This window comes from Immundisolibacter sp. (assembly GCF_041601295.1).
Classification (GTDB): Bacteria; Pseudomonadota; Gammaproteobacteria; order Immundisolibacterales; family Immundisolibacteraceae; genus Immundisolibacter.
In genome coordinates, this window is the sequence record NZ_JBFIII010000065.1 from 1 (window position 1) to 16,716 (window position 16,716).

A 16,716-nucleotide genomic window follows, 5' to 3' on the forward strand; every position below is an offset into this window, starting at 1 on the left:
AAACGAGCCCATGCCTGGCCGCTCTGGAAACAGGGCAGACGCTGCGACCGGCGTCGGACCGGTGCCCCGCGGCCGCATCATTGCATTCTTCGGGTGGGCCGCAGTGAAACGGCGCGGACGCTGTGCCGCGTCGAGGCGCCAGCGTGACAGCAGATAATTGAAAATACCGACTCGCCGCTTGCATAACAACCGCCAGCGGCGTCATGCACCCCGAACCACCCCAATCATCCGGCCTCGAAACAGGACCGGCACCGCCCAACTCGCAGGCCGACAAAGCACTCGAAGTTGAGGCGCCCCTGCCGGCCGCATACAATCCGGCGTTTACCCTATTGGCAAACTGAGTATTGAATGGCGAAGGAAGAAGGTATTGAAATGCAGGGGACGGTGATCGAAACCCTCCCCAACACCACGTTTCGGGTACGCTTGGAAAACGAGCACGTAGTCACCGCGCACATATCCGGGAAAATGCGCAAACACTACATCCGCATTCTCACCGGCGACCAGGTGACGGTGTCCCTGACCCCTTACGATCTGAGCAAGGGACGTATCACTTACCGCGCTCGCTAGGCTGCCCCGCAACGGGATGGCTAAACCCTAGCAGGTCCGCGGCGCCTGCAAGCAACCCGCCGCACCAACCTTCGCCGCTCTTGCACAGGCCAAACGCCATTAGCAACGACGAACGGCGGGAGCGTCAGGTTGCTTCTTCCGCCACCCGCGCTGCCCGAGTCGGCGCCGGCTGACAGTCGATTTTCAACTCGCCTTCGGCGCAACTGACCGTCACATGCCCTCCGTGGGCCGCCAGCTTGCCGAACAACAACTCGTCCGCCAACGCGCGACGAATCTTGTCCTGGATAAGGCGGGTCATCGGCCGGGCGCCCATCCGTACATCGTAGCCATGCTCGGCCAGCCAGCTGCGGGCTTCGTCGTCGACTTCGATGGTGACGTTCTTCGCTTCGAGCTGGCTTTCCAGTTCCATGACGAACTTGTCCACCACGTGAGCAATCGTCGCCTCGCTGAGACCCTGGAAGCGCACAACCCCATCCAGGCGATTGCGAAACTCCGGCGCGAACATGCGGTTGATCGCCTCCATGTCATCGGCACTGTGGTCCTGCTTGGTGAAGCCCACTGACGAGCGCGCGGCCAGTTCGGCGCCCGCGTTCGTGGTCATGATGATGATGACGTTGCGAAAATCCGCCTTGCGGCCATTGTTGTCGGTCAGAGCGCCATGATCCATCACCTGCAGCAGCAGGTTAAACACGTCCGGGTGAGCTTTTTCGATTTCGTCCATCAGCAGCACGCAATGCGGATGCTTGTTGATCGCCTCGGTGAGCAGACCACCCTGGTCGAAGCCAACATAGCCCGGCGGCGCACCGATCAGGCGCGATACGGTATGCCGCTCCATGTACTCCGACATGTCAAAGCGGATCAGCTCGATCCCCATCGCAAGCGCCAACTGGCGGCTGAGCTCGGTCTTGCCAACACCCGTCGGTCCGGCAAACAGGAACGAACCGATCGGCCGCGCCTGCGGGCCCAGACCCGAACGCGCCATCTTGATGGCTGCCGTCAGGGTTGCAATCGCATCGTCCTGGCCGAACACCGTCATCTTCAGGTTGCGGTCGAGCGTGCGCAGCTTCTCCATGTCATTACTCGACACCTGCTTGGGCGGAATACGGGCGATGCGCGCCACCACCTGCTCGACGTCGCCGACGCCGATCACTTTCTTGCGTTTGCTCGGCGGCAGCACGCGTTGGGCAGCACCAGCCTCGTCTATGACGTCGATGGCCTTGTCCGGCAAAAAGCGATCGTTGATGTAGCGGGCCGACAGCTCAGCAGCCGCCGCCAGCGCCGCGTTGGTGTAGCGCACGCTGTGGTGGCTCTCGTAGTGGGTACGCAAGCCACGCAGGATCTGTACCGTTTCCGACACGCTGGGCTCGCCGACGTCGATCTTCTGGAAGCGACGCGACAGGGCGCGATCCTTCTCGAAAATGCCGCGGTATTCCTGGTAGGTGGTGGAGCCGATGCACTTGAGTTCACCGGAAGCCAGCACCGGCTTGATCAGGTTCGAGGCATCCATCACTCCGCCGGAAGCCGCGCCAGCGCCAATAATGGTGTGGATCTCGTCAATGAACAGGATTGAACCGGGGTCCTTGGACAGGTCCTTGAGCACCGTCTTGAGGCGCTTTTCAAAGTCGCCACGATATTTGGTACCGGCCAGCAGGGCGCCCATATCCAGCGAAAACACGGTGCACTCGGCCAGCGCGTCCGGTACTTCGCCGTCCACGATGCGTTTTGCCAAGCCTTCGGCCAGCGCAGTCTTGCCAACGCCAGCCTCACCCACGAACAGCGGGTTGTTCTTGCGTCGCCGGCACAGGATTTTCATGGTCCGCTCGATCTCGTCGGCGCGACCGATCAGCGGATCGATACGCCCCTGACGGGCCTGGTCATTCAGATTCACCGCGAACTTATCCAGCGCCGTCTTGGCACCCCCGTCGCCCTGTGCATCATCCTCGGGGCCGGGAGCCGCTTCGTTTTCTTCGCCTTCATTCACTTTGGATATGCCGTGGGCGATGTAATTGACCACGTCCAGCCGGCTGACGCCCTGCTTGCCAAGCAGGTAGACCGCGTGGGACTCCTTCTCGCTGAAGATGGCGACCAGCACGTTGGCGCCGGTGACCTCACGCTTGCCTGACGCCTGCACGTGAAACATCGAACGTTGCAATACCCGCTGGAAACCGATGGTTGGCTGCACGTCCCGCTCGTCACCCTCGGCCAGCAGCGGCGTGTTCTTGTCGATGAAGGCGCCAAGTTCCCGGCGCAGGCGCTCTATATCGGCGCCGCAGGCGCGCAATACCGACGCCGCCGACGGACTGTCCAGCAGCATCTGCAGCAGATGCTCGACCGTCATGAATTCCTGGCGCTTCTCGCGCGCCTGACGGAAAGCCTGATTCAGGGTGAATTCGAGTTCGTGACTGAGCATGTCAGGCTACTTCCATATCGCATTGCAAGGGGTGCTCGTTCTCACGAGAGTACTGCACAACCTGTGCCACTTTGGTTTCGGCGATCTCGCGCGTGTATACGCCACACACGCCCTTGCCACGAGTATGCACCTGGAGCATCACCTGGGTAGCACGTTCCCTGTCCAGGGTGAAAAACCGTTCCAGTACATGCACGACAAACTCCATTGGCGTGTAGTCGTCATTGAGCAGCACCACCTTATAGAGAGGTGGTTGCTCCACTTTGGGCTTGGCTTCGCGGACATCCAGCGCGCCGCCGTTGCCTTCTCGTTGATCACTGCTCATATAAGGAATCTTTGATAGACCGCGTGCCGCAGGTTCCGGCAACACCCACTACAGTTGCGCCGTCACCGTATCACTCATTCCCCGCCGTCCGCCGCGCGCGCCACTTGCCGTGTTGTCCGAGATGCGACGTGGCCTCAATGCTGAAGTGAGCTTCGCACCTTGTCAACACAGCGTTTGAACGCCTTTGTCAAGCCAGGTTTGATGCTAGACTTGGAATTCGCATAGCAGCCGCCTCGTCGGCTGTTTTTGTTTTCTGGGGTGGGGAATGTCTGGCCCTGATCCAGCCCTCATGGGCACATACACCCGTCTGCCGGTAGCGTTCGAACGCGGCGCCGGCGTCTGGCTGTGGGACACACATGGTGAGCGCTACCTGGACGCGCTGTCCGGCATCGCCGTGTGTGGCCTCGGTCATGCGCACCCGCAGGTCGCCAAGTCGCTCGCCGAGCAAGCGGCCACCCTGGTGCATACCTCGAATTTGTACGAGGTGCCGCTTCAAACGCGCCTGGCGGAGCGACTCACCACGTTGGCAGGCATGCAACAGGTGTTCTTCTGTAATTCCGGCGCCGAGGCCAATGAGGCCGCCATCAAGATCGCCCGCAAATACGGCCACGCGCGCGGCATCGCTGTACCAACCGTAGTAGTGGCCGATGGCAGTTTTCACGGGCGTACTCTGGCCACCTTGAGCGCCACCGGCAACCGTAAGGTGCAGGCCGGCTTTGAACCACTGGTGCAGGGCTTCACCCGGGTACCTTACGACGACCTTGACGCCCTGCGCCGGGTCGCGGAGCACCAGCGCGACGTGGTGGCGGTGCTGCTGGAGCCGATACAGGGCGAAGGCGGCATTCGCCTGCCGTCAGCCGACTATCTGGCTGGCGTGCGCGCCCTGTGCGACCAGCACCACTGGCTACTGATGCTGGATGAGGTACAGACTGGCATGGCGCGTAGCGGGCGCTGGTTCGCCTTTCAGCATGCGGGTATCCAGCCGGAGGTGATGACACTCGCCAAAGGCCTCGGCAACGGGGTGCCTATCGGCGCCTGTCTGGCGCACGGCAAAGCTGCCGACGTTTTGCAGGCCGGCAATCACGCCACGACCTTTGGCGGCAATCCGCTCGCCTGTAGCGCCGCGCTGGCGACGCTTGATGTCATCGAACAGCAGGCACTGGATCAACGCGCAGCGCAACTTGGCACCAGCCTGTTGTCCGGGCTGCGTGAGCGCCTGGTCGGCTGCGCCGGGGTCGTGGACATACGTGGCCTGGGGTTGCTGATTGGTATCGAACTGGACCGCCCATGCGCGGAACTGGTGCACCGTGCGCTCGAGCGACGTTTACTGATCAACGTCACCGCCGAACGCGTGGTACGCCTGCTCCCCCCGCTGATCATGAGTGACGAGGATGCGACCTTGTTGCTGGACACCTTGTGTCCGCTGATCGTCGATTTCTGCGCCCAAGCGTGAGTGGTCCGGGATGACGGGACGACATTTCCTGGCCCTGCCGGACCTTACGCCGGATGAACTGACTGCCTTGATCGCGCGCGCGGCGGTGCTGAAGGACGCACATCGTCGGGGCGAGCGGGCCACGCCTTACGCCGGCAAGGTGCTGGCGATGCTGTTCGAGAAGTCGTCGACCCGTACGCGCGCCTCATTCGAGGCAGCCTGGACCCATCTTGGCGGGCACACCATGTTCCTGTCGCCGCGCGACATCCAGATTGGCCGTGGCGAGACGGTGGAAGACTCCGCCCGTGTGCTGTCGCGCATGGTTGACGTGCTGGTGGTGCGTACCTTCAGCCACGAGCGCCTGGAGACCTTTGCGGCCCACTCCGCGGTGCCGGTAATCAATGCCCTCACCGACCGCTTCCACCCGTGTCAATTACTGGCCGATATCCTCACCTGGGTCGAGCGCCACGGCGACATCCGCGGCCGCACGGCGGCCTTTATCGGCGATGGCAACAACGTTTGCCATAGCTGGATGCAAGCCGCGCAGGCGTTCGGTTTTCACCTGCGCGTGGCGGCACCCTCCGGCTACCACCCGGCGGACGACCTGCAACAAGCCTATGCCGGCTGCGTGCAGATGCTTGACGATCCGCAGGCGGCCGCCGCAGGTGCCGACGTGGTAGTGACCGATGTGTGGGCCAGTATGGGGCAGGAACAGGAAGCCGCCGCGCGTACCGAGGCGTTTGCCGGCTATCAGGTCAACCAGGCGATGATGACGCGGGCGGCGCCGGGAGCAATCTTCATGCACTGCCTGCCGGCCCATCGCGGCGAGGAAGTCAGCGCCGAAGTCATTGATGGCCCACAAAGCGTGGTGTGGGACGAGGCGGAGAACCGCTTGCATGCGCAAAAAGCCCTGTTGGAACTGCTACTGGGCTGAACACCCGGCAGGTGGTCATTCGGCCCGTTGCCAGACTCCAGACTTACCCCCACGCTTCTCCAGCAGGCCGATGTCGGTCATCTGCATGCCGCGGTCCACCGCCTTGCACATATCGTAGATAGTCAGCAGGGCCACCTGCACCGCCATCAGCGCTTCCATCTCAACACCGGTTTGGCCGGCTGTGCTGACGCTGGCCCGGCATAGCACGGCTGGCGGCTTCTCGATAGTTTCGAACTCCACACTGACCGCAGTCAGCGCCAGGGGATGGCACAAGGGAATCAGGTCGGCAGTGCGCTTGCTGGCCATGATGCCGGCGACACGCGCGATACCAAGTACGTCGCCCTTCTTGTGATCGCCGGCCAGGATGCGCGCCAGCGTTTCGGCCTGCATCAGGATGCGTCCGCTGGCGACTGCCTGGCGCTGGCTGACCGGCTTGTCACCGACGTCCACCATGTGCGCCTCGCCACGGCGATTGAAATGCGTTAATTCACTCATCGCTCAGTAGTCCTGCCAGGCTGCACGGTCGGGTGCTGCTGTCGAGCTGAGGTATCACCAGCCGCTGCATAGCCAGCCGGCTGCCGCCTTCCGAGCCTGGCAGCAGAAACAGCAGCTTGCCGCCAGCCAGGCCGGCACAGGCCCGCGACAACATGCCGGAACTGCCAATATCTTCCAGCGACAGGACCTGAAACAGCACCGCAAAGCCGGGGATGTCGTGCTCGATCAACGGCGCTGCGGCCTGCGGCATGCAATCGGTGATGCCGGTGCCGCCGCTGCTGACCACCGCATCAATCCCCGGATCGGCCAGCCAGGCACGCAGGAACTCACGCATGGCCAGCGCATCGCCGTGACGGATCGCAGACGTCGCCACCTGATGACCGGCGCCAGTCAAGCACCGGCGGATCAGGCCACCGGCGCTGTCGTCCTCGCCCGTGCGGCGATTGGAATAGGTCAACACCGCCACGCGCAGGCTGCGCGGCGTTGCGGTAGCTTTGCTCATGGCGACGGCTCACGGTGCTCGCTTGGCCGATTATTATGGGGGTATCTTGAAACAAGCTCCCCCAAAAGCTCACTGCCCATGAAGATCAACGTTAAGTTTTTTGCCAGCCTGCGCGAGGCACTTGGCCTGGATGGGGCGAGTGTTGAACTGCCGGCCGGCTGCGTGGCGGATGTCTGGCGCGCCGCGACCGGACAGGCGCAGCTACCGGCACGTCTGCTATGCGCCCTGAACCACGACTACGTGGCCGCGGACGCTACCGTGCACGATGGCGACGAAGTGGCGTTTTTTCCGCCGGTGACCGGAGGATGACGACCGAGGTCGTCGTCGGGCCGTTCGACCCCTGGGCACGCTTGGCGAGCCACCAGGCGGCACTGCCAACGACCAGCCATGGCGCCTGCTCGGTGTTCGTGGGCACGCTGCGCGACTTCAACGAGGGTGACGCTGTCAGCGCCATGACGCTGGAGCATTACCCCGGCATGACCGAGCGAGCACTTGAGCGAATCGCCGACGAGGCGCTTCAGCGATGGCCGGTGGGCGAGGTGCTGATCGTGCATCGGGTCGGGCCAATCCTGCTCGGCGAAGCGATTGTGCTCACCGCCGCCTGGTCAGCTCACCGCGAGGCGGCATTCGCCGCCTGTCGTCACCTGATCGAGGAACTCAAGCAGCGGGCGCCGTTCTGGAAAAAGGAAACCGTGGCTGACGGCGCCCGCCGCTGGGTAGAGCGCACCACACCAGCCGGCAGTCAGCCGAACAAAAAAGGGCCGACATAAGCCGGCCCCTCGGTGAGGAAGCGCTGAATAAATCAGCGGCTCCCTAGAGCAGCGGCACCAGCAGCAGGGCCACAATGTTGATGATCTTGATCAGCGGGTTGATGGCCGGGCCAGCGGTGTCCTTGTAGGGATCGCCCACGGTGTCGCCGGTCACCGCCGCCTTGTGGGTCTCGGAACCCTTGCCACCGTAGTTGCCTTCCTCGACATACTTTTTGGCGTTGTCCCAGGCACCGCCGCCGGTGCACATCGAAATCGCCACGAACAGCCCGGTCACGATGGTGCCAATCAGCAGGCCACCCAGCGCCTTGACGCCGGCGCCAGGGCCCATCAGGTAGTTCATGCCGAAGCCGACCAGCACTGGCACCACAATCGGCAGCAACGACGGCACCACCATTTCCTTGATGGCGGCCTTGGTCAGCAGGTCCACAGCCTTGGAGTAATCCGGCTTGCCGGTGCCTTCCATGATGCCGGGGATTTCCTTGAACTGACGCCGCACTTCCACCACCACCGAACCGGCGGCACGACCGACCGCCTCCATGGCCATGGCGCCGAACAGATACGGCACCATGCCGCCGATGAACAGGCCGATGATCACCGCCGGGTCCGACAGGCTGAACACCTGGAGCTTACCGAGCACTTCCAGGTTGGCCGTGTAGTCAGCGAACAGCACCAGCGCCGCCAGACCGGCCGAACCGATGGCGTAGCCCTTGGTCACCGCCTTGGTGGTGTTGCCGACCGCATCCAGCGCGTCGGTGATGTTCCGCACGCTACTGGGCAGACCGGACATCTCGGCGATGCCGCCACCGTTGTCGGTGATGGGGCCGTAGGCGTCCAGCGCCACGATCATGCCGGTCATGGACAGCATGGCGGTGGCGGCGATGGCAATGCCGTACAGGCCACCGAGCTGGTACGAGGCACCGATGGCCACACACACGGACAGCACTGGCAGCGCGGTGGAGCGCATGGACACCGCCAGACCGGCAATGACGTTAGTGCCGTGGCCAGTCTGCGAGGCCGCCGCGATGCCGCGCACCGGTCCGTACTCGGTCGCCGTGTAGTACTCGGTGATGACCACCATGGCGGCGGTCAACGCAAGACCAATCAGGGCGCAGTAGTAAAGCCCCATCGCCTGCTCGCCCATCATCGCTGTGGAGATGGGGTAGAACGCCGCCGCGGCGAGCACGCCCGACACCGCCACGCCCCGGTAGAGCGCGTTCATGATCTTGCCACCGTCGGTGACCTTGACGAAGAACGTCCCGGCGACCGAAGCGAGAATCGAAACGGCACCCAGTAGCAGCGGGTACAGGATGGCGTTGACGCCCAGCGATTGCATGGTCAGGCCCGCCAGCAGCATGGTCGCCACCAGCGTCACCGCGTAGGTCTCGAAAAGATCCGCGGCCATGCCGGCGCAGTCGCCGACGTTGTCGCCCACGTTATCCGCGATCACCGCCGGGTTGCGCGGGTCATCCTCGGGGATACCGGCCTCGACCTTACCCACCAGGTCGGCGCCCACGTCCGCGCCCTTGGTGAAAATGCCACCGCCCAGGCGGGCAAAAATTGAAATCAGCGAGCCGCCAAAGGCCAGGCCAACCAGTGAGTGCAATGCGTCATCGGGGCCGGTCACCTGCAACATGACCAGGTAGTAGCCGGCCACGCCCAGCAACCCGAGGCCAACCACCAACATCCCGGTGACGGCACCGCCGCGAAACGCCACTTGCATCGCCGGATTAAGGCCGATGCTGGCGGCATGTGCCGTGCGCACATTGGCACGCACGGACACGTTCATGCCGATGTAGCCGGTCAGACCCGACAGTATCGCTCCCACGGCGAAACCACCCGCGGTCGGCCAGTTCAGGGCCAGGCCCAGCACCGCGAACAGCACCACTCCGACCACCGCGATGGTGGTGTACTGGCGGTTCAGATAGGCCTGCGCGCCGGCCTGGATGGCGGCGGCGATTTCCTGCATGCGGGCGTTGCCAGCGGGCTGCGCCACGATCCAGCGCACGGTTACCAAGCCATAAATGATGGCCACTACCCCGGCGCCGATGGCGATCCACAGTGCAAGGTCGGTCGTCATGGGATCTCCCCTTTTAAAGTATGGCGGTCGATCGGCCGCTCAAAAATAACCGGCCCAGACCAAGGCGGCCTGACCGGTTACAAAACGGCGCGGATTATAGCTTGAACTGGCCGGCGAGCCGTCGCGTCCGAACCCAGGGCGCTGCCAGCAACGGCGAATCGTGACGAATGCGCCGTTCAGCCGACCACACCAGCACTCCCGCGCAACCGTCGCCGGAAACCGCCCGCGCCACCGGTTTGACGACAGCCAGGCGATCGCTTAGGTTTGCCGCCGACCCGGCAGCGCGCGACGGTGTGCCAGGGTTCTCGCTGGTCGGTTCTCCAGGCCGTGCGCCACATTCCATCTCTCCCATCGACAAGGATTTCCAAACCATGCGAGTCGTCATGTTAGGCGCGCCAGGTTCCGGCAAAGGCACCCAGGCCAAGCAACTGGTACAGGCCTATGGCGCGCCCCAGCTATCCACCGGCGACCTGCTGCGGGCGGCGGTCAAGGCGGCAAGTCCGATCGGGCTGCGTGCCAAGGCCGCCATGGACGCCGGCAAACTGGTGTCGGACGATATCGTGCTCGGCCTGATCGAGGAACGGCTTGGCGGGCCGGACGGGCTGCACGAGTTCATCCTCGACGGCTTCCCGCGCAACCTGGCGCAGGCCGAGGCACTCGAAACATTGCTGGGGCGCCTGAGCCTGTCGTTACAGGCGGCAATTCTGATCGACGTCAGCGCCGAGGAACTCAAGCGGCGAATTGCCGGGCGCCGCACCTGCCGCGATTGTGGCGCCATATATAACGTCTACACAGCGCCGTCCGCGCGCGAGGGGGTGTGTGATGCCTGCGGCGGGGAGACCTACCAGCGCAGCGACGACAACGAGAGCACCGTTGCCCAGCGCCTCGCCACCTACGCTGCGGAAACCGCCCCGCTGGTCGAGTTCTACCGCGCGGCCGGAAAACTGCACACGGTCGACGGCGAGCAGCCCGTGGATACCATCTTTGTCGAGTTGCGCAAGATTGCCAAGGTATTGAGCTGAGCAAGCGATGACCGAGCGCAGTTACCCCTCCAGCCGCTTGCGGCGCCTGCGCCGTACCGGCTTTCTGCGCGACCTGGTACGCGAGACGCGGCTGACGCCGGCCGATCTTATTTACCCGGTGTTCGTGCTGGACGGCACCGGGAAACGCGAGCCGGTGGCCAGCATGCCGGGCGTTGAACGACTCAGCATCGACTTGCTGGTGGCGCACGCGCGCGCGGCGGCCGGTCTTGGCATTCCCGCGTTGGCCTTGTTTCCGGTCATCGACCCCGCGCTGAAATCCGCTGACGCCTCACAGGCCTGGAATCCGGACGGGTTGGTGCCACGCGCGGTTCAGGCGCTCAAGTCCGCGCTACCGGAACTGGGCGTCATCACCGACGTGGCGCTGGATCCCTACACCTCGCACGGCCAGGATGGCCTGATTGACCACAGCGGGTACGTGCTCAATGACACGACGGTATCGGCACTGACGCGGCAGGCGGTGTGCCAGGCGCGCGCTGGCGCCGACGTGGTGGCGCCGTCCGACATGATGGACGGGCGGGTCGGCGTCATCCGCAAGGCACTTGAACGCGAAGGTCTGGTCAACACCGCCATCCTCGCCTACTCGGCCAAGTACGCGTCGGCCTTCTACGGACCGTTTCGCGACGCCGTCGGCTCGGCGGCTACCCTGGGCGGCGCCGGCAAGCACGACTACCAGATGGACTGCGGCAACAGGGACGAGGCCCTGCACGAGGTGGCGCTGGATCTGGCCGAGGGCGCCGACATGGTAATGATCAAGCCCGGACTGCCGTACCTGGATATCGTCAGACGCGTGAAGGACCGCTTTGCGGTTCCAACCTTCGTTTATCAGGTCAGCGGCGAGTACGCCATGCTCAAGGCCGCCGCGCAGAACGGTTGGCTGGACGAGCGCGCCGGCGTGCTGGAGACGCTGCTGGCCTGCCGACGCGCCGGCGCCGACGGCATCCTCAGCTACTTTGCGCTCGACGCCGCCCGCTACCTGCAGCGCTGAGATGGACCGTTACGCCGTGTTCGGCCACCCGGTCGGCCATAGCAAATCGCCGCAGATTCATGCCGCCTTCGCGGCCCAGACCGGACAGGTGCTTACCTACCAGGCGATCGACGCATCGCCTGGGGATTTCGGCCCCGCCGTGCAGCGTTTCCTGGCCCTGGGCGGCCTGGGCTGCAACGTCACTGTGCCGTTCAAGGACCAAGCATTCCGGCTCGCCGACCACTGCGACGCCCTGGCCGAGCAGGCGCAGGCCGTCAACACGCTACGCCTGGAAGCCGACGGCCGGCTCGGCGGCTTCAACACCGACGGCGTCGGTCTGCTGCGCGATCTGACCCAGAACCTCGGCGTGGTTCTGATCAATCGCCGGGTGCTGCTGATAGGCGCCGGTGGGGCCGCCGCCGGCATCGTCGGACCCCTGCTGACGGCCGGCGTGGCGGAGCTGGTGATCATCAACCGCACCCCAGAACGGGCCAACGCACTGGCAGCCCGCTTTCGGGCGCTCGGACCCGTGCGACAGGCCCCGGTCGAGTTCCCTGGCAGTGGCTTTGACCTGATCATCAACGCCACCGCCGCCGGTCTTGGCGGCAAGGCCCCGGCACTGCCACAGGCCGTTTTCAGCGCCAGCAGCGTGGCCTATGACCTCGTCTATGGCCGTGCCGCCGTGCCGTTTCTGACACTCGCCCGCCGCGACGGCGCCACCGCCTGCCACGATGGCCTGGGCATGCTGGTCGAGCAGGCGGCGGAGGCCTTCTGGCTCTGGCGAGGCATCAGGCCAGCGACGACGGCGCTCATCACGGCCTTGCGTCAGGCCTGAGACCCCCGCCGGGGATGCCGATAGGCGTAAGTCGTTAAAGCTCCAGCGGAGCGCCGTTTCGCCCATGGTGATCATGGTTACGGTCCATGCGCTCACGCAGCTGCCGGCCAGCGGCGTCGAAGGCATCGCGTAGCGCCACGTACAGGTCCTCATTCGGTTCGCGCTTGACCACCAGCTCGGCTCCCGGCACGGTCAGGTCGATGTGTACGTTGTACAGAACGCCCTTGTGATGGTGCTTGTGGGGACACTCGATAACCACCCGACAGGCCATGATCTGATCGCTGAAATGGTCAAGCTTCTCGGCCTTCTTGCGCACAGCCGACTCGATAGCCTCGGTCAGCTCGATGCCGCGGGCGGTGATCTGCAAAGGTAAACGCATGGAGTTCTCCTTAATCGTGATTCACAACCGGCGCGCTTCGCCTGCCTCCTGCCGTCCCGGCGGCACGCGCCTTAGCTACGAATCTACGCTGCCTGCGCAGCGCCCGCAATGCACGCTGGGAGCGTTGACAGGGCACCCGGTGTGAGGAGTAAGGTGCTTGTTTCAAGTGCTTTTCGGCTATGTCCCGCCCTACCTCGCCCCCCCATTTGCTATTGCCTGATCGCCTGCGCCGAGCGCTGACTGGCAGCCTGCCTGGCCGCGCCGGACAGGCCCGTATGGCGCCGCTGCCCTACCACGGCAAGATGGACGAGCGTTGGACCGACATCCCGCAGGATCACCGCGAAGCCGCGGTGCTGCTGCTGCTATACCCCGCCGCTGGCGACGGGGAACCAACCACCACGCTTGCCCTGATCCGCCGACCCGACTACAGCGGCCCGCACAGCGGACAGGTTGCGCTGCCCGGTGGCCGGCGCGAGGGTGACGAGTCGCTGACACACACAGCGCTGCGCGAAACGCACGAAGAACTCGGGATTGAACCGAACAGGGTGACGCTGCTGGGCGCTCTGTCGCCGCTGTACGTGCGCGCCAGCAACCACCTGGTCTATCCATTTGTCGCGAGCGTGCCGGCACAACCGCAGTTCATCCCCTGCCCGCGTGAAGTCGCAACGGTCATCGAGACGCCGCTCGCCCGGTTGCTGGACCCCAGATACCGCGGTATGGAAGTGGTCGCGTTCGACCCGGTCGGCCGAGTTCGGGTGCCCTACTTTGCCCTGCCGGGGACGCGCATCTGGGGCGCCACTGGCATGATTCTGGGCGAATTCCTCACGGTACTGGAGGACGCGGCATGACGCGGCATGAAGTCGGCAGTGCCTGCATCAGTGTTTGTGAGGTAACAGCCGACACCTGCAAGGGCTGTGGCCGGCAGATGGAGGAGATCGCCGCCTGGCCGGCCGCCGACGACGGCGCGCGCCTGAGCATACTGATGCAGGCGGCGCAACGTCTGGCCGGGCAGGCACCGCGCCCGTGGCCACGCCAGGTGCGCGACTCCCTCGGCAACGAGCTCGTGGTGCCGGCGCCGCCGCAACGCATTGTGTCCCTGGTGCCGTCACAAACCGAACTGCTGTACGCCCTTGGCGTGGGCGAGCGAGTGGTTGGCGTCACCAAGTTCTGCGTCCACCCGGCGCAGGCCCGAGGTAATCGACGCAGTGTCGGCGGCACCAAAAACCCCAAGCTGGACCGGATACAAGCGCTGGAGCCGGATCTGGTACTTGCTAACCGCGAGGAGAACCGGGCCGAGGACGTCGACGCCATCGCCGCCCACGCCCCGGTCTACGTCACGGAGATCAACACGGTGAACCAGGCGCTGGGCATGATCCGCGCGGTGGGCTTCACGCTGGGCGCGGAGGTCGCCGCAGCGCGGCTGGCGACCGACATTCAGAGCGCCTTAGGGGACTTGCCGCGCCTGTCGGACCTTCGCTGCGCCTACCTGATCTGGCGCAAACCCTGGATGGCGGCCGGGGGCGACACCTTCATCAACGACCTGATGCAACGGCTCGGCCTGCACAACGTGTTCGCCAGCCATCCGCGCTACCCGCAAATCGACGCCGCCGAACTCATCGCCGCGGCGCCCGATGTATTGCTGCTGTCATCGGAACCATACCCGTTCAAACCCGCTCACGCGGCCGAACTCGCGGCTCTGCTGCCAAAGACCCTGATGGTGCCGGTTGACGGCGAGATGTTCAGCTGGCCGGGTAGCCGCCTGCTGGCGGCGGCCCGGTATTTCCGTCAGCTGCTGCCGCGCCTTGCCGACCCTGCCGGAGCTGTGACATGAGTGAAATACTCGATTACCTGGTTATCGGGGGCGGTAGCGGCGGCGTTGCCTCGGCCCGGCGGGCCGCTCAATACGGCGCGCGCGTGGCACTGGTGGAAAGCGACCGCCTCGGCGGCACCTGCGTCAACGTCGGCTGTGTCCCCAAGAAAGTGATGTGGAACGGCGCCAGCATTGCCGAGGCTCTGCACCACGCCGCCGACTATGGCTTCTCGGTCGGTCCCACGGCGTTCGACTGGAACCGCCTGGTCGGTGCGCGTGACGCCTACGTGGCGCGACTGAACGTTATTTACGAGGAGATGCTGGAGGGCTCGAAGGTCACCCTGCTGCGTGGACACGGCCAGTTTTCTGCGCCCGATACGGTGACGGTGGCTGGCGCCGCCTACCGTGCCCGGCACGTCCTGATCGCCGCCGGTGGCCGGCCAGCGCTGCCGCAGCTGCCGGGGGCGGAGCTCGGCATCGACAGCGACGGCTTCTTTGCCCTGCGTGAGCAGCCACAACGGGTGGCGGTGGTCGGTGCCGGCTATATCGCCGTTGAACTTGCCGGAGTGCTGCGCGCACTGGGCAGCGAGGTAGCGCTGATGATCCGCGGTAACACCGTGCTGCGGCAGTTCGATACGCTGGTTCAGGAGGCCGTCACCGGCCACCTGGAGGCGGCCGGTCTGGCGCTGCACCGGGGGTTTACTCCAGCGGCCCTGGAGCGCCGCGACGATGGGTTGAGCCTGCTGTCGGAAGACGGCCGCAGCGAAGGCGGTTTTGATTGTGTTATCTGGGCCATCGGCCGCGCGCCCTGCAGCGAGGGCCTGAACCTGCCACAGGCGGGCGTTCAGGTCGCCGCGGACGGCCACATCCCCGTCAACATCTGGCAGGACACCAACGTGCCGGGTATCCACGCGGTCGGCGACATTACCGGCCGGGCGGCGTTGACACCGGTTGCCATTGCTGCCGGACGGCGCCTGGCCGATCGCCTGTTCGACGGCCAGGCCGAGCGGCGACTCGATTACGACAACATCCCGTCGGTGGTATTCAGCCACCCACCGGTCGCCAGCGTTGGCCTGACCGAAGCCCAGGCGCGCGCGGCCCACGGCGATGCGGTGCGCGTCTACACCACGCGCTTTGCCGATATGTACTACGCCCTCGGCAGCCATCGCCCACAGACCGTCGCTAAATTGGTGTGCCTGGGCGAGGACGAGCGGGTGATCGGCTTGCATGTGGTTGGCCGGGGCGCCGATGAAATGATGCAGGGCTTCGCCGTGGCGGTGAAAATGGGCGCCCGCAAGGGCGATCTTGACGACACCGTCGCTATCCACCCAACCGCCAGCGAAGAGCTGGTGCTGATGAGGTAAGCATGAATCTGCGCAGTTTTGGCGGACATACGCCCCGGCTTGGCACGCGCGCCTGGGTAGACCCGGCGGCGCTCGCGATCGGCCATGTCGAACTTGATGACGATGCCTCGGTGTGGCCGTTCAGCGTGCTGCGCGGTGACGTGAACCGCATCCGCGTCGGCGCCCGCACCAACATCCAGGACGGCTCGGTCCTGCACGTGAACCAACCGACCCCCGACAAGCCGGCGGGCGACCCGCTTAACGTCGGCGCCGATGTCACCGTCGGGCATCAGGTTACCCTGCACGGCTGCACCATCGAGGACCGCTGCCTGGTCGGCATGGGCTCGCTGGTAATGGACGGCGCGGTGCTGCGCAGCGGCGTGCTGCTGGCGGCCGGATCCCTGGTAGCGCCGGGCAAGGAGCTGTACGGCGGCTGGCTGTGGGCCGGCCGGCCGGCAAAACCGGTACGCGAGCTACGCCCTGAGGAACTGGAGTTTTTCGTGCACTCGGCGGCGCATTACGCCGAGCTCAAGGACCAGTATCGCTCCGGCGCCTAAATGGCCGGAGGGTGCCGGTGCCCAAGCGCCACGGCCTGTACCTGCCGTTCGCGCTCCTCGATGCTGACGTGGCGCACATCCGTGCCCTGCACCAGATAGATCAGGTACTCGGCGATATTCTTGGAATGGTCGCCAATACGCTCCAGGGCCCGCGCCGCCCATACCAGATTCAATGCCCAGGTGATCGAGCGCGGGTCTTCCATCATGTAGGTGACCAGCTGGCGCATAACGGCCTCATATTCGCGGTCAACCTCCAGATCCTCGCGTTCGACTTCC

General features: G+C 64.9%; 19 protein-coding genes. 12 read left to right on the forward strand and 7 right to left on the reverse strand.

Annotation, left to right across the window (positions count from 1 at the left end; all coding sequences use genetic code 11):
* Positions 1-348 precede the first annotated feature (348 nt).
* Positions 349-567, forward strand: coding sequence for a translation initiation factor IF-1 (gene infA / locus ABZF37_RS09545; protein ID WP_372719271.1), 219 nt, complete (start codon positions 349-351; stop codon positions 565-567).
* A 124-nt stretch (positions 568-691) separates the two neighbouring features.
* Here infA and clpA read toward each other — a convergent pair whose 3' ends face one another.
* Positions 692-2,977 (reverse strand): ATP-dependent Clp protease ATP-binding subunit ClpA, encoded by a 2,286-nt coding sequence (clpA, locus tag ABZF37_RS09550; protein ID WP_372719273.1) that lies wholly within the window; start codon positions 2,975-2,977, stop codon positions 692-694.
* Position 2,978: 1 nt separating this feature from the next.
* Positions 2,979-3,299: an ATP-dependent Clp protease adapter ClpS gene (gene clpS / locus ABZF37_RS09555; protein ID WP_372719275.1), complete on the reverse strand. Its 321-nt coding sequence runs from the start codon at positions 3,297-3,299 to the stop codon at positions 2,979-2,981.
* 289 nt (positions 3,300-3,588) lie between these two features.
* Here clpS and ABZF37_RS09560 point away from each other — a divergent pair, with 289 nt between their 5' ends.
* Entirely contained in the window at positions 3,589-4,752 is a 1,164-nt protein-coding gene (locus ABZF37_RS09560; RefSeq protein ID WP_372719277.1) for an aspartate aminotransferase family protein, read from the forward strand.
* Between the two features lie 10 nt (positions 4,753-4,762).
* Entirely contained in the window at positions 4,763-5,665 is a 903-nt protein-coding gene (gene argF / locus ABZF37_RS09565) for an ornithine carbamoyltransferase (protein ID WP_372719279.1), read from the forward strand.
* 15 nt (positions 5,666-5,680) lie between these two features.
* Here argF and moaC read toward each other — a convergent pair whose 3' ends face one another.
* Positions 5,681-6,160 carry a cyclic pyranopterin monophosphate synthase MoaC gene (gene moaC / locus ABZF37_RS09570; RefSeq protein WP_372719281.1) on the reverse strand — a complete coding sequence of 160 codons (480 nt, stop codon included), beginning with the start codon at positions 6,158-6,160 and terminating at the stop codon, positions 5,681-5,683.
* Entirely contained in the window at positions 6,153-6,662 is a 510-nt protein-coding gene (locus ABZF37_RS09575) for a molybdopterin-binding protein (RefSeq protein WP_372719283.1), read from the reverse strand. The genes moaC and ABZF37_RS09575 overlap by 8 nt, the downstream gene beginning before the upstream one ends.
* Before the next feature lie 78 nt (positions 6,663-6,740).
* Here ABZF37_RS09575 and ABZF37_RS09580 point away from each other — a divergent pair, with 78 nt between their 5' ends.
* A complete protein-coding gene (locus ABZF37_RS09580; RefSeq protein ID WP_372719285.1) occupies positions 6,741-6,971 on the forward strand; it encodes a MoaD/ThiS family protein in 231 nt (76 codons plus the stop codon).
* A complete protein-coding gene (locus tag ABZF37_RS09585; protein WP_372719287.1) occupies positions 6,968-7,432 on the forward strand; it encodes a molybdenum cofactor biosynthesis protein MoaE in 465 nt (154 codons plus the stop codon). The genes ABZF37_RS09580 and ABZF37_RS09585 overlap by 4 nt, the downstream gene beginning before the upstream one ends.
* Positions 7,433-7,475: 43 nt before the next feature.
* On the opposite strand, the gene ABZF37_RS09590 is transcribed toward ABZF37_RS09585, so the two are convergent.
* A complete protein-coding gene (locus ABZF37_RS09590; RefSeq protein ID WP_372719289.1) occupies positions 7,476-9,509 on the reverse strand; it encodes a sodium-translocating pyrophosphatase in 2,034 nt (677 codons plus the stop codon).
* A gap of 371 nt (positions 9,510-9,880) precedes the next feature.
* Here ABZF37_RS09590 and ABZF37_RS09595 point away from each other — a divergent pair, with 371 nt between their 5' ends.
* The 3 genes from ABZF37_RS09595 to aroE are packed head-to-tail and all read left to right on the forward strand — an operon-like array spanning position 9,881 to position 12,351.
* Positions 9,881-10,531: an adenylate kinase gene (locus ABZF37_RS09595; protein ID WP_372719291.1), complete on the forward strand. Its 651-nt coding sequence runs from the start codon at positions 9,881-9,883 to the stop codon at positions 10,529-10,531.
* 7 nt (positions 10,532-10,538) lie between these two features.
* Positions 10,539-11,537 (forward strand): porphobilinogen synthase, encoded by a 999-nt coding sequence (hemB, locus tag ABZF37_RS09600; protein WP_372719293.1) that lies wholly within the window; start codon positions 10,539-10,541, stop codon positions 11,535-11,537.
* A gap of 1 nt (position 11,538) precedes the next feature.
* Positions 11,539-12,351: a shikimate dehydrogenase gene (gene aroE, locus ABZF37_RS09605; protein WP_372719295.1), complete on the forward strand. Its 813-nt coding sequence runs from the start codon at positions 11,539-11,541 to the stop codon at positions 12,349-12,351.
* Between the two features lie 34 nt (positions 12,352-12,385).
* Here the strand turns inward: aroE and hpf are convergent, their stop codons facing one another.
* Positions 12,386-12,730, reverse strand: a complete 345-nt coding sequence (gene hpf, locus ABZF37_RS09610) for a ribosome hibernation-promoting factor, HPF/YfiA family (protein ID WP_372719297.1) — start codon at positions 12,728-12,730, stop codon at positions 12,386-12,388.
* A gap of 275 nt (positions 12,731-13,005) precedes the next feature.
* Here hpf and ABZF37_RS09615 point away from each other — a divergent pair, with 275 nt between their 5' ends.
* The 4 genes from ABZF37_RS09615 to ABZF37_RS09630 are packed head-to-tail and all read left to right on the forward strand — an operon-like array spanning position 13,006 to position 16,440.
* Positions 13,006-13,578 (forward strand): CoA pyrophosphatase, encoded by a 573-nt coding sequence (locus tag ABZF37_RS09615; protein ID WP_372719299.1) that lies wholly within the window; start codon positions 13,006-13,008, stop codon positions 13,576-13,578.
* A complete protein-coding gene (locus ABZF37_RS09620) occupies positions 13,575-14,561 on the forward strand; it encodes a helical backbone metal receptor (protein WP_372719301.1) in 987 nt (328 codons plus the stop codon). Before ABZF37_RS09615 ends, ABZF37_RS09620 begins: the two co-directional genes overlap by 4 nt.
* On the forward strand, positions 14,558-15,904 hold the full coding sequence (gene gor, locus ABZF37_RS09625; protein WP_372719303.1) for a glutathione-disulfide reductase: 1,347 nt from the start codon (positions 14,558-14,560) through the stop codon (positions 15,902-15,904). The genes ABZF37_RS09620 and gor overlap by 4 nt, the downstream gene beginning before the upstream one ends.
* Positions 15,905-15,906: 2 nt before the next feature.
* On the forward strand, positions 15,907-16,440 hold the full coding sequence (locus ABZF37_RS09630) for a gamma carbonic anhydrase family protein (RefSeq protein ID WP_372719305.1): 534 nt from the start codon (positions 15,907-15,909) through the stop codon (positions 16,438-16,440).
* Here the strand turns inward: ABZF37_RS09630 and ABZF37_RS09635 are convergent.
* Positions 16,437-16,716, reverse strand: a 280-nt coding sequence (locus ABZF37_RS09635; protein ID WP_372719307.1) for a PhoU domain-containing protein, incomplete at its 5' end; no start/stop codon positions are given. The genes ABZF37_RS09630 and ABZF37_RS09635 overlap by 4 nt on opposite strands.

Bases quoted from the DNA above. Each gene is read 5' to 3' on its own strand.
- ABZF37_RS09595 (WP_372719291.1), top strand. From the start codon at position 9,881: ATGCGAGTCGTCATGTTAGGCGCGCCAGGTTCCGGCAAAGGCACCCAG.
- ABZF37_RS09630 (WP_372719305.1), top strand. From the start codon at position 15,907: ATGAATCTGCGCAGTTTTGGCGGACATACGCCCCGGCTTGGCACGCGC.
- aroE (WP_372719295.1), top strand. From the start codon at position 11,539: ATGGACCGTTACGCCGTGTTCGGCCACCCGGTCGGCCATAGCAAATCG.
- ABZF37_RS09580 (WP_372719285.1), top strand. From the start codon at position 6,741: ATGAAGATCAACGTTAAGTTTTTTGCCAGCCTGCGCGAGGCACTTGGC.
- clpS (WP_372719275.1), bottom strand. From the start codon at position 3,299: ATGAGCAGTGATCAACGAGAAGGCAACGGCGGCGCGCTGGATGTCCGC.
- moaC (WP_372719281.1), bottom strand. From the start codon at position 6,160: ATGAGTGAATTAACGCATTTCAATCGCCGTGGCGAGGCGCACATGGTG.
- ABZF37_RS09585 (WP_372719287.1), top strand. From the start codon at position 6,968: ATGACGACCGAGGTCGTCGTCGGGCCGTTCGACCCCTGGGCACGCTTG.
- ABZF37_RS09575 (WP_372719283.1), bottom strand. From the start codon at position 6,662: ATGAGCAAAGCTACCGCAACGCCGCGCAGCCTGCGCGTGGCGGTGTTG.
- ABZF37_RS09560 (WP_372719277.1), top strand. From the start codon at position 3,589: ATGGGCACATACACCCGTCTGCCGGTAGCGTTCGAACGCGGCGCCGGC.
- gor (WP_372719303.1), top strand. From the start codon at position 14,558: ATGAGTGAAATACTCGATTACCTGGTTATCGGGGGCGGTAGCGGCGGC.
- clpA (WP_372719273.1), bottom strand. From the start codon at position 2,977: ATGCTCAGTCACGAACTCGAATTCACCCTGAATCAGGCTTTCCGTCAG.
- hpf (WP_372719297.1), bottom strand. From the start codon at position 12,730: ATGCGTTTACCTTTGCAGATCACCGCCCGCGGCATCGAGCTGACCGAG.
- argF (WP_372719279.1), top strand. From the start codon at position 4,763: ATGACGGGACGACATTTCCTGGCCCTGCCGGACCTTACGCCGGATGAA.
- ABZF37_RS09590 (WP_372719289.1), bottom strand. From the start codon at position 9,509: ATGACGACCGACCTTGCACTGTGGATCGCCATCGGCGCCGGGGTAGTG.
- ABZF37_RS09615 (WP_372719299.1), top strand. From the start codon at position 13,006: ATGGCGCCGCTGCCCTACCACGGCAAGATGGACGAGCGTTGGACCGAC.
- infA (WP_372719271.1), top strand. From the start codon at position 349: ATGGCGAAGGAAGAAGGTATTGAAATGCAGGGGACGGTGATCGAAACC.
- hemB (WP_372719293.1), top strand. From the start codon at position 10,539: ATGACCGAGCGCAGTTACCCCTCCAGCCGCTTGCGGCGCCTGCGCCGT.
- ABZF37_RS09620 (WP_372719301.1), top strand. From the start codon at position 13,575: ATGACGCGGCATGAAGTCGGCAGTGCCTGCATCAGTGTTTGTGAGGTA.